Annotated in this window: 16 protein-coding genes; 15 read left to right on the plus strand and 1 reads right to left on the minus strand. The window is 53.4% G+C overall.

Features of this window, described 5'->3' with window-relative positions; translation table 11 throughout:
• The first annotated feature begins 36 nt into the window (after window positions 1-36).
• Window positions 37-477 (plus strand): hypothetical protein, encoded by a 441-nt coding sequence (locus HX884_RS21845; RefSeq protein WP_249166293.1) that lies wholly within the window; start codon window positions 37-39, stop codon window positions 475-477.
• 56 nt (window positions 478-533) lie between these two features.
• Here the strand turns inward: HX884_RS21845 and pspF are convergent, their stop codons facing one another.
• On the minus strand, window positions 534-1,511 hold the full coding sequence (gene pspF, locus HX884_RS21850; RefSeq protein WP_178328782.1) for a phage shock protein operon transcriptional activator: 978 nt from the start codon (window positions 1,509-1,511) through the stop codon (window positions 534-536).
• Window positions 1,512-1,677: 166 nt separating this feature from the next.
• Between pspF and pspA the strand changes: the two genes are divergently transcribed.
• From pspA to HX884_RS21920, 14 genes are all read left to right on the plus strand, one after another.
• A complete protein-coding gene (pspA, locus tag HX884_RS21855; RefSeq protein WP_013096403.1) occupies window positions 1,678-2,346 on the plus strand; it encodes a phage shock protein PspA in 669 nt (222 codons plus the stop codon).
• 54 nt (window positions 2,347-2,400) lie between these two features.
• Window positions 2,401-2,625: an envelope stress response membrane protein PspB gene (pspB, locus tag HX884_RS21860; protein WP_013096404.1), complete on the plus strand. Its 225-nt coding sequence runs from the start codon at window positions 2,401-2,403 to the stop codon at window positions 2,623-2,625.
• Entirely contained in the window at window positions 2,625-2,984 is a 360-nt protein-coding gene (gene pspC, locus HX884_RS21865; protein WP_013096405.1) for an envelope stress response membrane protein PspC, read from the plus strand. The genes pspB and pspC overlap by 1 nt, the downstream gene beginning before the upstream one ends.
• 12 nt (window positions 2,985-2,996) lie before the next feature.
• The gene (pspD, locus tag HX884_RS21870; protein WP_013096406.1) at window positions 2,997-3,218 is read left to right on the plus strand and encodes a phage shock protein PspD; all 222 of its coding nucleotides are present in this window, start codon (window positions 2,997-2,999) and stop codon (window positions 3,216-3,218) included.
• A 209-nt stretch (window positions 3,219-3,427) separates the two neighbouring features.
• Window positions 3,428-5,113, plus strand: coding sequence for an alpha-amylase family glycosyl hydrolase (locus HX884_RS21875; protein ID WP_178328783.1), 1,686 nt, complete (start codon window positions 3,428-3,430; stop codon window positions 5,111-5,113).
• A gap of 15 nt (window positions 5,114-5,128) precedes the next feature.
• A complete protein-coding gene (locus tag HX884_RS21880; protein ID WP_178328784.1) occupies window positions 5,129-6,421 on the plus strand; it encodes an ABC transporter substrate-binding protein in 1,293 nt (430 codons plus the stop codon).
• Window positions 6,422-6,444: 23 nt separating this feature from the next.
• The gene (locus HX884_RS21885; RefSeq protein ID WP_013096409.1) at window positions 6,445-7,326 is read left to right on the plus strand and encodes a carbohydrate ABC transporter permease; all 882 of its coding nucleotides are present in this window, start codon (window positions 6,445-6,447) and stop codon (window positions 7,324-7,326) included.
• Entirely contained in the window at window positions 7,313-8,155 is an 843-nt protein-coding gene (locus HX884_RS21890; protein ID WP_047361675.1) for a carbohydrate ABC transporter permease, read from the plus strand. Before HX884_RS21885 ends, HX884_RS21890 begins: the two co-directional genes overlap by 14 nt.
• Window positions 8,156-8,183: 28 nt before the next feature.
• Window positions 8,184-9,236, plus strand: coding sequence for a zinc-binding alcohol dehydrogenase (locus tag HX884_RS21895; RefSeq protein WP_013096411.1), 1,053 nt, complete (start codon window positions 8,184-8,186; stop codon window positions 9,234-9,236).
• A gap of 18 nt (window positions 9,237-9,254) precedes the next feature.
• Window positions 9,255-10,043: a sugar phosphate isomerase/epimerase gene (locus HX884_RS21900; RefSeq protein WP_038420918.1), complete on the plus strand. Its 789-nt coding sequence runs from the start codon at window positions 9,255-9,257 to the stop codon at window positions 10,041-10,043.
• A gap of 11 nt (window positions 10,044-10,054) precedes the next feature.
• Entirely contained in the window at window positions 10,055-11,113 is a 1,059-nt protein-coding gene (locus HX884_RS21905) for a Gfo/Idh/MocA family protein (RefSeq protein WP_178328785.1), read from the plus strand.
• Window positions 11,107-13,386 carry a glycoside hydrolase family 65 protein gene (locus tag HX884_RS21910; RefSeq protein WP_178328786.1) on the plus strand — a complete coding sequence of 760 codons (2,280 nt, stop codon included), beginning with the start codon at window positions 11,107-11,109 and terminating at the stop codon, window positions 13,384-13,386. The genes HX884_RS21905 and HX884_RS21910 overlap by 7 nt, the downstream gene beginning before the upstream one ends.
• On the plus strand, window positions 13,376-14,053 hold the full coding sequence (gene pgmB / locus HX884_RS21915; RefSeq protein WP_178328787.1) for a beta-phosphoglucomutase: 678 nt from the start codon (window positions 13,376-13,378) through the stop codon (window positions 14,051-14,053). The genes HX884_RS21910 and pgmB overlap by 11 nt, the downstream gene beginning before the upstream one ends.
• A 2-nt stretch (window positions 14,054-14,055) precedes the next feature.
• Window positions 14,056-15,108, plus strand: coding sequence for an ABC transporter ATP-binding protein (locus HX884_RS21920; protein ID WP_178328788.1), 1,053 nt, complete (start codon window positions 14,056-14,058; stop codon window positions 15,106-15,108).
• The last annotated feature ends 27 nt before the right edge of the window (window positions 15,109-15,135 follow it).

Below are 15,135 nucleotides of genomic sequence, written 5' to 3' on the forward strand. Positions count from 1 at the left end.
CGCTCCGGATGAATATGATGATCTCATATCAGGAACTTGTTCGCACCTTCCTTAGAAGGTGACAGTGGCTCAATCGCGTATGCGAAAAGCTATTATGCCGATACAGAGAACAGCTTCACTATCTCGACCGCCAGTAATGACAGCTGGTTCTATTCAGGAGCCAATGACAGTGAGATCAGCGTAAACGGGAACAATAACAATGTGGTTTCCGGGTATGCCGACGACGCCATCCACCTTAACGGCAGCGAAAACACGCTTCTCTTCTACGGTGATTTTGGTCATGACACGGTCTATAACCTCTCCGCCAGCGACAGCCTGATCTTTATGGCTAACCAGAACATTGCCGATAATGACAGCTATCTCAACCACCTGTCGTTTGAAGGTGATAATGCCTTACTCACCTACGGCGACAGCAGCGTCACGCTGGTCGGTGTGAATACCGATATGCTTTCGCAGATGCATATTGCGGTAGCATGACTCTTATCCCCGCGGGATCCTCGCGGGGATAAATCCCGTCATAATGGCTCTGCCCGTCAGCGCATCTGGTGCTTTTTGAGCAATGCTCTTAACTGGTGGTAGGTCAGCCCCAACAGTTCAGCTGCCCCTTTCTGGTTATATTTAGCCATCCTCAGGCTCTGCTCCAGTAGCTGTTGTTCCTGCTTATGCTGAAACTGGCGCAGATCGAGCGGGAGTGAGGGCCCATCGTTCGAACTCGCCGGGGCGGTAACAGATGGCGCGTTACGCTGAAAAGGATCGAGAATAATGTTGTCCAGTTCCGTTTCGCTGCTGCCGTGACGGTAGACAGAGCGTTCGACGACGTTCTTCAGCTCGCGAATATTCCCCGGCCAGGAGTAGTTAAGCAGCGTCTCACGGGCATTATCGCTAAAGCCCGGAAAGAGCGGCAGACCCAGTTCACGGCACATCTGAATGGCAAACTGTTCCGCCAGCAGCATAATATCGCTGCGCCGTTCACGCAGCGGTGGAAGCTGGACGACGTCAAAAGCGAGGCGGTCGAGCAGGTCGGCGCGAAATTTATCCTCAGCCACCATTTCCGGCAGGTTGGCATTTGTCGCACAGACCAGACGCACGTTAACCTGTAGCGGCTGGCTGCCGCCGACGCGTTCCAGCTCGCCATATTCAATGACGCGCAACAATTTTTCCTGTACCAGCATTGGCGCGGTGGCCAGTTCGTCGAGGAACAGGGTGCCGCCGTCGGCACGCTCGAAACGGCCAGGATGGCGCTTTTGCGCCCCGGTAAAGGCTCCCGCTTCATGGCCGAACAGCTCGGTATCCAACAGGTTCTCATTCAGCGCGGCACAGTTAAGCGAAATAAAAGGACCATCCCAGCGCCCGGACAGATAGTGGAGTCGGTTGGCGATCAGCTCCTTGCCCGTGCCGCGTTCGCCGATAATCAGCACCGGTTTGTTGAGAGGGGCGAGGCGTGAAACCTGCTCCAGCACTTCGAGAAAGCTGTTAGCCTCACCGAGTAAATTGTCTTTATATTCTGCCATGATGAAATTAACCACTCCTTAGCGAGATTCACCAGGTGAGCTTAGTTCCACCGTGAGCGAAAATCAATCACATTCAGTGAAATCAATAAGATAAAAAGTTGGTACGGGAATTGTATTATCTGTACAGCAGGGCATCGCCCGATAACAGAAATGTGAGGATTGAATTATGGGTATTTTTTCTCGTTTTGCCGATATCGTGAACGCCAACATCAACTCGCTGCTTGAGAAAGCGGAAGATCCGCAAAAGCTGGTGCGTCTGATGATTCAGGAAATGGAAGATACGCTGGTTGAAGTGCGTTCTACCTCCGCCCGTGCGCTGGCTGAGAAAAAGCAGTTAACCCGCCGTATTGAGCAGGCTACCGCCCAGCTTAATGAATGGCAGGAAAAAGCCGAACTGGCGCTGCGTAAAGATAAAGAAGATCTGGCCCGTGCCGCATTGATTGAAAAACAGAAACTGGCGGATATGGTTACCGCGCTGGAACATGAAGTTACGCTGGTGGACGACACGCTCACCCGTATGAAGAAAGAGATTGGCGAGCTTGAGAACAAGCTGAGCGAAACCCGTGCGCGTCAGCAGGCACTTACGCTGCGTCACCAGGCGGCAAACTCTTCCCGCGATGTACGCCGTCAGCTGGACAGCGGTAAGCTTGATGAAGCAATGGCGCGTTTTGAGTCCTTCGAACGTCGTATCGATCAGATGGAAGCGGAAGCGGAAAGCCACAGCATCGGTAAGCAAAAATCGCTCGATCAGCAGTTCGCCGATCTGAAAGCCGACGATGAAATCAGCGAGCAGCTGGCGGCCCTGAAAGCCAAAATGAAGCAAGACAATCAATAATAATTCATGCGGCACCTGAGCGTGCCGCCACGCATCGTACGACAAGGAGTACACATGAGCGCGCTTTTTCTCGCTATTCCCCTGACCATTTTCGTGCTGTTCGTGCTGCCGATTTGGTTATGGCTGCACTACAGCAACCGTTCTTCACGGGACGCCCTTTCCCAGAGCGAGCAACAACGTCTGGTACAGCTGTCCGATCAGGCGAATAAGATGCGTGAACGTATTCAGGCGCTGGAAGCTATCCTGGATGCGGAACACCCGAACTGGAGGGAGCGTTAATGTCAGGACTGAATCTGAATAAAAAGCTGTGGCGGATCCCACAGCAGGGCATGGTTCGCGGCGTCTGTGCGGGGCTTGCCCACTATCTGGATGTACCGGTTAAGCTGGTGCGCGTGGTAACGGTGTTATCGATTTTCTTCGGTCTGGCGTTTATCACTCTGGTGGCGTACATCGTATTGTCGTTTGTGCTCGACCCCATGCCGGAAGGTGAACTGGCTGCAGAAGGCGCACCGAGCAGTAGTGACATTCTGAACCAGGTGGATGCTGAACTGGCCGCAGGTGAAAAGCGGTTGCGCGAAATGGAACGTTACGTCACGTCTGATACCTTTACGCTGAGAAGTCGTTTTCGTCAGCTTTAAGAGAGAACATAGATGAACAAAAACTGGCAACAGGCCGGTCAGAAGGTAAAGCCCGGCCTGAAAATCGCAGGTAAACTGGTCCTGCTGACGGCGTTACGTTATGGTCCGGCAGGCGTGGCTGGCTGGGCAATAAAATCTGTTGCCCGTAAGCCGGTAAGACTGTTATTGGCCGTGGCGCTGGAGCCGCTGCTGCAAAAACTGGCCAAACGTTTTTCCCGTCGATACTTATCCTGATCTCCATGTATACCGCAGTCTTTCTCTTATGAGAGGAGGGCTGCCGGCATTTCTCTTCGTTTTCTCCCTTTTCTGTCTTTCTTTGCGGCAGCTCACATTACTGCGCTGTGTTGCCTTGAGAAGACGTTTTTACCCCCTCAGGTCCGTTGACAGATATTTTTCATGGGAGTAGATTGCGTTCCGTGGGACCGCTACCATGGAAAAACAAAGTGAACGATAAAATTAAAAATTTAATCAATCTTGTTTACGGTGAATCGTTTTCTGAGGCGCACCGTGAAACACTGTCAGGGAAAATTTCCAGAGCTGCTGCTGTTATTACCGAAAAGCGTAAAGCCGGTTGGGATGAAAAAGATATCGTCCTGATAACCTATGCCGATCAGTTCTACAATAAAGGGGAGAAAGCGCTGCCTGTATTTACCCGTTTTTATAACAGATGGCTTTCTCGTTCATTTTCTCATGTGCATCTTTTACCTTTTTACCCGTGGTCCTCTGATGATGGTTTTTCCGTTATCGATTACCATGACGTTGCGCCTGAAACGGGAACATGGCAAGACGTTGCCGAATTAAAGCAGTATGCCAGTTTAATGTTCGATTTTGTTTGCAACCATATGTCAGCGAAAAGCCAATGGTTCGCTCATTATCTTGCGCAAAAACCGGGCTATGAAGATTTCTTTATTTCCGTGGATCCGCAAACTGATTTATCTGCTGTGACACGGCCTCGCGCATTGCCTCTCCTGACACCTTTTACACTTGATGACGGAAGCGTTCGGCATCTGTGGACGACCTTCAGCGATGATCAGATTGACCTCAATTTCGCCTCTCCTGAGGTGTTGATTGCAATGGTGGATGTGCTTCTCCATTACCTGATGGAAGGGGCGCGCTATATCCGCCTTGATGCGGTCGGTTTTATGTGGAAGATCCCTGGAACAAGCTGCATCCATCTTGAACAAACGCACCGTTTGATTCAACTCTTCCGCGCCATTACGGACGCTGTGGCACCGGGTACGGTGATCATCACTGAGACTAATGTCCCGCATAAAGACAACGTTTCTTACTTTGGTGACGGCAAGAATGAAGCCCAGATGGTGTATCAGTTCTCCTTGCCACCACTGGTTCTGCATGCCGTTCATCGTCAGGATGTACGGGCACTTTGTCAGTGGGCCTCATCGCTGGAGCTGCCGTCAAAGAAAACCACCTGGTTTAACTTTTTGGCTTCGCACGACGGGATTGGACTTAATCCGTTACGCGGAATTTTACCGGAATCGGAAATTCTGTCGCTGGTGGAAACACTCCAGCAGGAAGGCGCGCTGGTTAACTGGAAAAATAACCCTGACGGTACGCGCAGCCCGTATGAAATCAATGTAACCTATCTGGATGCATTAAGTGCTAAGAAGGATGAAGATACTCTGCGCATCGCCCGTTTTATTCTGGCTCATGCCGTTCTGTTGAGTTTCCCGGGTGTGCCTGCAATCTATATTCAGAGTATTATTGGCTCCCGTAATGATTATGAGGGTGTGGAGCGGTTAGGGTATAATAGAGCAATAAACCGAAAGAAATATCAGTCCGGTGAAATTGATCATAAACTCGACGATATTAATAGCCTTCGTCATAAACTTTATTCTGGATTGAGTGCGTTAATTTCGTTACGCCGTCAGGAAAAAGCGTTCCACCCGGACAGTCAGGCGCGCTTTGAAACATCCGGGGAGCATGTTTTGAAAATAGTTCGCATTGCCGATAACGGCGAGCGAATTACAGCACTCTTTAATTTCAGTAATGATATTCAGCACGTCCCTTCAAATAGTCAGACAGGAAAAGATTTAATAACCGGGGACAATATTAACGATACGACGTTGACCCTAAATCCATGGCAGGTTATGTGGATTAAAGAAAACTAAAAAAGGACCTTAACAATGAAAATGCCGAGAATTGTGCTGATTTCAGCACTGGTTTCGTGCGCCCTGTTATCAGGCTGCAAGGACGACACACAATCTTCTGTGACCATCGAGTTTATGCATTCGTCGGTGGAGCAGGAGCGTCAGGCCGTCATCACGAAATTGATTGAGAAATTCGAGAAAGAGAATCCCTCCATTACAGTGAAACAGGTGCCGGTGGAAGAGGATGCATACAACACCAAGGTCATTACCCTCGCGCGGACCGGCGCACTGCCGGAGGTGATTGAGGTCAGCCATGACTATGCAAAAGTGATGGATAAAGAGCAGTTGCTGCACCGTGACGCAATTGGCGAAGCCATTAAAGCCGTCGGTGAAAAGACGTTTTATGACGGCATTCTCCGTGTTGTTCGCACGGAAGACGGTACCGCGTGGACGGGGGTGCCAATTAGCGCCTGGCTGTCAGGCGTCTGGTACCACAAAGATGTTCTCGCCGCGGCGGGTATTAAAGAGCCGCATAACTGGCAACAGCTGCTGAAAGCCAGTCAGATGCTCAACGACCCGGCTAAGAAACACTACGGTATCGCGCTTCCAACCGCTGAAAGTGTCATGACCGAGCAGGCATTCTCCCAGTTTGCCCTTTCAGGTGGGGCAAACGTCTTCGACGCGCAGGGCAACATCCGGATCGATACGCCTGAAATGTTAAACGCGCTGGCGTTTTATAAAGAACTGGCGAAGAACACGATGCCAGGCTCAAACGACGTCATGGAGATCAAAGACGCGTTCATGAACGGTTCTGCGCCAATGGCGGTTTACTCCACCTACATTCTGCCTGCCGTGTTTAAAGAAGGGGATCCTGCCAACCTGGGCTTCGTGGTTCCAACGGAAAAATCGTCTGCGGTTTACGGCATGGTGACGTCGCTGACGATCACGACCGGTCAGACTGAAGAAGAAACCAAAGCCGCTGAGAAATTTGTGACCTGGATGGAGCAGGCTCAAAACGCCTCGGACTGGGTCATGATGTCTCCGGGGGCGGCGTTACCGGTGAACAAACTGGTGGTGGATACCGAGAGCTGGAAAAACAACGAGGTCATCAAAGCCTTTGGTCAACTGCCGTATGAGCTGATCGCACAGTTCCCGAATGTGCAGGTATTTGGGGCCGTGGGCGACAAAAACTTTACCCGCATGGGCGACGTGACAGGTTCCGGCATCATCAGTTCGATGGTGCATAACGTGACGGTAGGTCAGCAAGACCTCAACACCACGTTAAGCAACAGCCAGAAACGCCTGACTGACCTGGTTTCACAACGATAGGAGCGCTTCTGCGGAAGGAAATTATGAAGACGTTGTTTTCTGGTCGTTCAGATATGCCTTTCGCCATGCTGCTGTTGGCCCCCAGCCTGATTTTGCTGGGGGGCCTTGTGGCCTGGCCAATGATTTCCAACATTGAAATCAGTTTCTTACGCTTGCCGCTCAACCCGCGCATTAGCGCTGTGTTTGTTGGGCTGGATAACTACATCCGTATTTTGAGTGATGCAGCGTTCTGGCACTCCCTGTGGATGACCTTCTGGTATACGGCCCTGGTGGTGATAGGTAGCACGGGGCTAGGGCTGGCTGTCGCCATCTTCTTTAACCGGGAGTTTCGGCTGCGCAAAACGGCGCGTTCGCTGGTGATTTTATCTTACGTCACGCCGTCTATTTCACTGGTGTTTGCCTGGAAGTACATGTTCAACAACGGCTACGGCATCGTGAACTATCTGGGGGTAGACCTGCTGCATCTGTATGACCAGGCTCCGCTGTGGTTCGACAACCCCGGCAGCAGCTTTGTGCTGGTGGTGCTATTCGCCATCTGGCGCTACTTCCCGTATGCGTTTATCTCGTTTCTCGCGATCTTACAAACGATTGATAAATCGTTATACGAAGCCGCAGAAATGGATGGTGCGAATGGTTGGCAACGTTTTCGCATCGTCACGCTGCCCGCGATTATGCCGGTGCTGGCCACGGTCATCACGCTGCGCACCATTTGGATGTTTTACATGTTTGCGGACGTGTACCTGCTGACTACCAAAGTCGATATTTTGGGCGTCTATCTCTACAAAACGGCGTTTGCCTTTAATGATTTGGGTAAAGCTGCGGCTATCTCAGTGGTGCTGTTTGTGATCATTTTCGCCGTCATTCTGCTGACCAGAAAAAGGGTAAATCTCAATGGCAACAAATAAACGCATACTGGGTCGTATTGGCTTTTATCTGGGGCTCGCGGCGTTCCTGATCATCACACTGTTTCCGTTTTTCGTGATGCTGATGACCTCCTTTAAAAGCGCCAGAGAGGCGATATCGCTGCATCCGACCATTCTGCCGCAAGAGTGGACGTTACAGCATTACATCGACATCTTTAACCCGCTGATTTTCCCGTTTGTGGATTACTTCCGTAACAGCATGGTGGTGTCACTGACTTCGTCGATCGTTGCGGTGTTTCTCGGCACGCTGGGGGCTTACGCCTTATCCAAACTGCGTTTTAAAGGGCGCACGACGATCAACGCCAGCTTCTACACCGTCTACATGTTCTCAGGGATTTTGCTGGTGGTGCCGCTGTTCAAAATCATCACCGCGCTCGGCATCTATGACACCGAACTGGCGCTGATTATCACCATGGTGACTCAGACATTACCCACGGCGGTGTTTATGCTGCGCAGCTATTTCGACACCATCCCGGACGAAATAGAAGAAGCCGCGATGATGGATGGCCTTAACCGCCTGCAAATCATCTTTCGCATTACCGTTCCGTTGGCGATTTCGGGCCTGGTGTCGGTCTTTGTCTACTGCTTCATGGTGGCGTGGAACGACTATCTGTTTGCCTCCATTTTCCTGTCCAGCGCCAGCAACTTCACCTTGCCGGTCGGGCTGAACACGCTTTTCAGTACGCCAGATTACATCTGGGGCCGCATGATGGCGGCATCGCTGGTGACGGCACTGCCGGTGGTCATCATGTATGCGCTGTCTGAACGTTTTATTAAAAGTGGTTTGACCGCCGGTGGCGTTAAGGGCTGAGGCGGCCAATTTTAACAAGGAGTGAGTAATGAAGAAGTTAGTTGCGACAGCGCCGCGTGTGGCTGCGCTGGTCGAATATGAAGACCGTCCTGTTGCCGTTCATGAAGTGAAAATTCGCGCCCGCTTTGGCGCACCGAAACACGGCACCGAAGTGGTGGATTTCAGGGCGGCGAGTCCGTTTATCGACGAAGAGTTTAACCCTGACTGGCAGCTCTTTACGCCGCGTGAAGAGGGGGCCGCTCGCGGGATCGAGTTTGGCAAATTCCAGCTCGGGAACATGATCGTCGGGGACATCATTGAGTGTGGCGCTGACGTAACGGAATACCGTGTCGGAGACCGCGTTTGCTGTTATGGACCGCTACAGGAAACGGTCATTGTGAATGCCGTCAATAACTACAAACTGCGCAAAATGCCTCAGGGCGCCTCCTGGAAAAATGCGGTCTGCTACGACCCGGCACAATTTGCAATGAGCGGCGTACGTGACGCCAATGTGCGGGTAGGGGATTTTGTCGTCGTCGTTGGGCTTGGCGCGATTGGTCAGATCGCCATCCAGCTGGCAAAGAAAGCCGGTGCGTCAATCGTTATCGGTGTCGACCCTATCGCGCACCGCTGCGACATCGCCCGTCGCCATGGGGCAGACCACTGTCTGGATCCGATTGGCACGGATGTTGGTCTGGAAATCAAAAAACTGACCGGCAAGCAGGGCGCGGATGTGATTATCGAAACCAGCGGGTTTGCTGATGCGCTGCAGTCTGCGCTGCGCGGACTCGCTTACGGCGGCACCATCTCATACGTGGCCTTTGCGAAACCGTTCGCGGAAGGCTTTAACCTCGGCCGCGAAGCGCATTTCAATAACGCGAAAATTGTCTTCTCCCGCGCCTGCAGTGAGCCAAATCCTGATTATCCACGCTGGAACCGTAAGCGTATTGAAGAGACCTGCTGGGAATTGCTGATGAACGGCTATCTCAATTGCGAAGATTTAATCGACCCAGTCGTAACGTTTACCACCAGCGCTGAGAGCTACATGACCTATGTCGATCAGCATCCTGAACTGAGTATCAAAATGGGCGTCACGTTCTGAGCTAAGGAGAGCATGAAAATGAAAATCGCAACGCAAAACCAGGCCTTTTTCCCGACCAATATCCTGGAAAAATTTCAATACATCAAAGCCATGGGCTTTGATGGGTATGAGATAGACGGCAAGCTGCTGGTGGAGAACCTTGAAGAGGTTAAAGCGGCCATTAAGGCTACAGGGCTGCCAGTTACCACGGCCTGCGGCGGGTACGATGGCTGGATTGGTGACTTCATCGAAGAGCGTCGCCTGAACGGATTAACGCAGATCGAACGCATCCTTGAAGCGTTAGCAGAGGTGGGCGGAAAAGGAATCGTTGTTCCTGCCGCCTGGGGGATGTTTACCTTCCGCCTGCCGCCGATGACGTCGCCGCGTAGCCTTGAAGGAGACCGCAAGGCGGTGAGCGCCTCGCTGCGCTGGCTGGACGAGGTGGCGGCGCGCACCGGCACCACCGTTTACCTGGAGCCGCTGAACCGCTATCAGGATCACATGATCAACACCCTCGCGGATGCACGTCGTTACATCGAAGAGAATGGGCTGAAACATGTTCAGATTATCGGCGATTTCTATCATATGAATATTGAAGAAGACTCGCTGACGGAAGCGCTGCACCAGAACCGGGACCTGCTGGGCCATGTGCATATTGCCGATAACCATCGTTATCAGCCGGGAAGCGGCTCTCTTGATTTTGCCGCTCTGTTCGACCAGCTGCGTGCCGATTGTTATCAGGGTTACGTTGTTTACGAGTGCCGCGTTCGCGCTGACGATCCTGCGAAGGCCTATCAGGATTCTCTCACTTATCTGCGTGAATGCTAAGGATGACCAGCGTGATGAGTGCTTTAACACCTTCGCCCCTGCGTGTCGCCATTATTGGTGCCGGGCAGGTCGCGGACAAAGTACATGCCTCGTATTACTCCACGCGCAGTGATGTTCAGATGGTGGCTGTCATGGACAGCCATCCTGAACAGGCTCAGGCGTTTGCTGAACGCCATGCCATTCCGTCGGCATGGCAGGACGTGAATGAAATGCTGCAGGCGGTCAAACCGGATGTGGTGAGCGTCTGTTCGCCCAACCGTTTTCATTTTGAACATGCGATGGCAGCCCTGGAATCCGGGTGCCATGTAATGTGCGAAAAACCCCCGGCCATGACGCCACACGAAGCCGACCGGATGCGTGTGGCGGCCCGAACGGCGGGAAAAGTGCTGGCCTATGATTTTCACCACCGCTTTGCACGTGATACGCAACTGCTGCGCGAGGCGGTAATGAACGGGACATTGGGTGAAATCTACTTCACTACGGCGCAGGCATTGCGCCGCTGCGGCGTTCCCGGCTGGGGCGTTTTCACCAATAAAGCACTGCAGGGGGGCGGGCCGCTGATTGATATTGGCATCCATATGCTCGACGCCGCGATGTATGTACTCGGTTTCCCGGCGGTAAAACGCGTGACGGCGCACAGCTTTCAAAAACTGGGAAACCGCAAAAACAGTGGCCAGTTTGGTGAATGGGATCCTGCACAGTTTACCGTTGAAGATGCCCTGTTCGGGACGATTGAATTTTGCAATGGCGGCATTCTGCGTCTGGATACCTCCTTTGCCCTCAATATCCGTGAGCAGTCCATCATGAATGTCGTCTTTTGCGGTGAAAAAGCGGGGGCAACGCTGTTCCCGGCCCACATTTACACCGATGAAGGCGGAGTTTTGCAGACCCTGTCCCTGCGCGAAGAGGCAGACGATCAGCGGCATTTACGCAGCATGGATGCGTTTGTCCGTCACGTCATGGGAGAGCCGGTCATGATTGCCGATGCCGAACAAGGGCTGGTGATCCAGCAACTGGTCGCCGCACTGTACGAGGCGGCAGAAAAAGGGGAAAGCGTAACGTTATGCTGAACCTGTCTGTATTAAACGATCCGGTTTTTTGCCCTCACAGCCTCAATAAATACGCGTCAATCATGGCCTGCGGCAACGGCTATATGGGCATTCGTGCGGCGCATGAGGAAAACTACACGCAGCAGACCCGGGGAATGTATCTTGCCGGGCTTTATCATCGTGCAGGTCGTAACGAGACCAACGAACTGATCAACGTGCCTGACATCATCGGCATGGATATCGAACTGGACGGCATCAATTTCACCTTGCTGTCAGGGGAGATTATTGACTGGCAGCGGGAGCTGGATTTTGCCAATGGCGAACTGCGTCGTCGCGTGGTGTGGCGCTCGCCAGACGGAAAGCGCTACCGTGTGGAAAGCCGCCGTTTTGTCTCACTGGATCAACTGCCGTTGGTGGCAATGCAGCTCTCCGTCACTCCGCTGGATGCCGCATCAGACGTTATGCTGAGCACGGGGATTGATGCGACGCAAACCAACAGCGGCCGTCAGCATCTGGATGAAATCTCGGTCAGAGTCTTTGACCAGCACTACATGCAGGGCGTGTATGAAACGCAGGATCGTGCTGCGGATGTGGTGATATCGGCATGCTGTCGTCTCTCAACCACCAGCGACAGCTGCTTTACCGCGAAAAACCGGCATATCACGGTTCATCACGCCGTGAAGGTCGCTCAGGGTGACACTGTCACGCTTGAGAAGCTGGTCTGGGTGACGCATCGCAGCGATAAAGCGCTTTCACAGGACACGTTTGCCCGCAATGCTCTGGCTGAGCTCAAAACCTGCGCGACAAGAGGGTATGCCGCGTTATTTGAAAGCGCGGCGTGCGCCTGGAATAAGGTCTGGCATGACTGCCGGGTGGACGTCATGTCGACCGAACATCAGGATCAGCTGGCGCTGGATTACGCGGTCTGGCACCTCACGGCCATGACGCCTGCCCATGATGAACGGAGCAGTATTGCGGCCAAGGGCCTGACCGGGGAGGGCTATAAAGGCCACGTGTTCTGGGACACCGAAATTTTCCTGCTGCCTTTCCATCTCTTTACCCGACCACAGGTTGCCCGCCGTCTGCTGCGCTACCGCTGGCTTAACCTGCCGGGGGCCCGGGAAAAAGCACGCCGGAACGGCTGGCCAGGCGCCTTGTTCCCCTGGGAGAGTGCCGCGAGCGGTCAGGAAGAGACGCCGGAATTCGCAGCGATCAACATCCGCACGGGCGTACGTCAGAAAGTGGCCTCCGCGCTGGCTGAACATCATATCGTGGCGGATATTGCGTGGGCCGTTGTCGCCTACTGGCAGGCAACGCACGATGACGCCTTTATGCGCAATGAAGGCCTGACGCTGCTCATGGAAACCGCGTTGTTCTGGATGGGACGCGCGACGGAAGTTGGCGACCGTCTGGAGATCCATGACGTGATCGGGCCGGATGAATACACGGAACACGTGAATAACAACGCCTACACCAACTATCTGGCGTGGCACAACGTCGCCAGTGCCTGCCGGTTTATGTCGATGTTTGAGCGTGAAGATGCGCGTTTTACGGAAAATGCGCAACGGTTCCTGGCGCGCCTATGGCTGCCCGAGGCCAACGCCGACGGGGTCATACCGCAGGATGACACCTTCATGTCCAAACCAGCGATCGATCTGAGCCGCTATAAAGCCAAAGCGGGCAAGCAGACCATTCTGCTGGATTACTCGCGCGCTGAAGTTAACGAGATGCAGATCCTCAAACAGGCCGACGTGGTAATGCTTAATTACCTGTTGCCGGAACGCTTTACGCCGCAGCAGTGCGCGGCCAACCTGGCATTCTATGAGCCGCGCACAATTCATGATTCGTCTCTGAGCAAAGCCATCCACGGCATTGTGAACGCGCGCTGTGGTGATACAGAAGGGGCTTACGCTTTCTGGCGTGATGGCATTGCCATCGATCTGGGCGACGATCCGCACAGCAGTGATGACGGTATTCATGCTGCCGCAACGGGTGCGATCTGGTCAGGCGTTATTCAGGGATTTGCCGGGCTGCAGATCGTGGACGGGGAGCTACATCTGGCACCCAGGATGCCTGCGCACTGGCAAAGGCTGGCGTTTTCGCTGCGTTGGCAGAATGCGCAGCTGCACTTCATCGTGACGAAAGAGGCACTTACGGTGACCAGTTCTGCTCCCGTCACGCTAACGCTCTGGGGTAAAACCCTCCAGCTTTCGGGACGGCAGGTCTTGTCCTGCAAGGATTTTCTTACGTCTGTTACTGGGACCGCTACCACGGAGGGAAGAGATGAACCTTAATGCCGTTGTATTCGATCTGGATGGGGTGATCACCGACACCGCTCATCTGCACTTCCTGGCCTGGCGCGCTGTCGCGAAGGAGGTCGGGATCACCATTGATGAGGCCTTCAATGAAACGCTGAAAGGGATTAGCCGCATGGACTCCCTGCAGCGGATCCTGCGTCACGGTGGCAAAGAAGACGCGTTCGATGAACAGCAGCGCCTGGCGCTTGCGCGTAACAAAAATGCGCTCTATGTCCAGTCGCTGGCTTCGCTTACGCAAGCGTCACTGCTCCCGGGCATTCGTGAGGTGCTGGCCGACATACGCGCGGCAAACGTCAAAATTGGGCTGGCGTCTGTTTCACTCAACGCTCCCGGCATTTTGCAGGCGCTGGGGATCCACAGGGCGTTTGATTTCTGTGCCGATGCGTCCCGCATTGCCCGCTCCAAACCGGACCCGGAAATCTTCCTTGCCGCCTGCGCGGGTCTTAACGTCCGCCCGGAGGAAGCTATCGGGATTGAGGATGCCGCCTCCGGCGTTGAGGCGATCAACGCCGCAGGGATGTTGTCGGTGGGAATAGGGGCAGGCCTCAACCATGCGGGACTGCAACTTCAATCAACGCGGGAGCTGACCTGGAAATGCCTGACAGATTTCTGGGCTTCCCGGACGGTACTGATAAGGAATTAAGAATGGCGCAACTATCGCTAAAACATATCCAAAAAATCTATGACAACCAGGTCCATGTGGTCAAAGATTTCAACCTCGACATTGAGGATAAAGAATTTATCGTTTTCGTCGGGCCATCGGGCTGCGGTAAATCGACGACGCTGCGCATGATTGCCGGGCTGGAGGAGATCAGCGCCGGTGAGCTGGTGATTGACGGCGTTCGCATGAATGATGTCCCGGCCAAGTCCCGGGATATCGCGATGGTCTTTCAGAACTATGCGCTGTATCCCCATATGACGGTGTACGACAACATGGCATTTGGGCTGAAGATGCAGAAGATCGCGCCCGCTGTCATTGAAGAACGCGTTAACTGGGCCGCTCAGATTCTTGGGCTGCGCGATTACCTCAAGCGTAAGCCCGGTGCGTTGTCGGGTGGCCAACGCCAGCGCGTGGCATTAGGCAGGGCGATTGTGCGTGAAGCGGGCGTCTTCCTGATGGATGAACCGCTCTCAAACCTTGACGCCAAACTGCGTGTTCAAATGCGTGCCGAAATCAGCAAGCTGCATCAAAAGCTGAATACCACCATGATTTATGTGACGCACGATCAGACCGAAGCCATGACGATGGCAACCCGCATTGTGATCCTGAAAGATGGATACATTCAGCAGGTGGGCGCGCCGAAGCAGGTCTATAACGAACCGGCAAATATGTTTGTGGCAGGTTTCATTGGTTCGCCAGCAATGAACTTTATTCGGGGGGCGATCAATGAACGCTACTTCGTGACGGAAACGCTGCGCCTGGAGATCCCCGAAGATATGCTCTCGGTACTTAACGCTCAGGGATATCAACGTAAAGCCGTGGTCTTTGGCATCAGACCGGAGGATATTTTCACCTCGCAAGCCAGCGGTGAGGCGATTGCCGCCAAAATCAGCGTTGCCGAACTGACCGGTGCTGAATTTATGCTGTATGCCACCGTCGGGGGCCACGAACTGGTCGTCCGGGCAGGGGCTGCCACTGATTATGCTGCAGGGGATAATATCGGCATTCAGGGTGATGCTGCCAACTTACTGATTTAGTGTATGATGGTGTTTTTGAGGTGCTCC

This window comes from Enterobacter sp. SECR19-1250 (genome assembly GCF_013391025.1).
GTDB lineage: Bacteria > Pseudomonadota > Gammaproteobacteria > Enterobacterales > Enterobacteriaceae > Enterobacter > Enterobacter cloacae.

Bases quoted from the DNA above. Each gene is read 5' to 3' on its own strand.
- HX884_RS21920 (WP_178328788.1), top strand. From the start codon at position 14,056: ATGGCGCAACTATCGCTAAAACATATCCAAAAAATCTATGACAACCAG.
- HX884_RS21895 (WP_013096411.1), top strand. From the start codon at position 8,184: ATGAAGAAGTTAGTTGCGACAGCGCCGCGTGTGGCTGCGCTGGTCGAA.
- pspD (WP_013096406.1), top strand. From the start codon at position 2,997: ATGAACAAAAACTGGCAACAGGCCGGTCAGAAGGTAAAGCCCGGCCTG.
- HX884_RS21890 (WP_047361675.1), top strand. From the start codon at position 7,313: ATGGCAACAAATAAACGCATACTGGGTCGTATTGGCTTTTATCTGGGG.
- HX884_RS21910 (WP_178328786.1), top strand. From the start codon at position 11,107: ATGCTGAACCTGTCTGTATTAAACGATCCGGTTTTTTGCCCTCACAGC.
- HX884_RS21900 (WP_038420918.1), top strand. From the start codon at position 9,255: ATGAAAATCGCAACGCAAAACCAGGCCTTTTTCCCGACCAATATCCTG.
- pgmB (WP_178328787.1), top strand. From the start codon at position 13,376: ATGAACCTTAATGCCGTTGTATTCGATCTGGATGGGGTGATCACCGAC.
- pspB (WP_013096404.1), top strand. From the start codon at position 2,401: ATGAGCGCGCTTTTTCTCGCTATTCCCCTGACCATTTTCGTGCTGTTC.
- pspC (WP_013096405.1), top strand. From the start codon at position 2,625: ATGTCAGGACTGAATCTGAATAAAAAGCTGTGGCGGATCCCACAGCAG.
- pspF (WP_178328782.1), bottom strand. From the start codon at position 1,511: ATGGCAGAATATAAAGACAATTTACTCGGTGAGGCTAACAGCTTTCTC.
- HX884_RS21885 (WP_013096409.1), top strand. From the start codon at position 6,445: ATGAAGACGTTGTTTTCTGGTCGTTCAGATATGCCTTTCGCCATGCTG.
- HX884_RS21880 (WP_178328784.1), top strand. From the start codon at position 5,129: ATGAAAATGCCGAGAATTGTGCTGATTTCAGCACTGGTTTCGTGCGCC.
- pspA (WP_013096403.1), top strand. From the start codon at position 1,678: ATGGGTATTTTTTCTCGTTTTGCCGATATCGTGAACGCCAACATCAAC.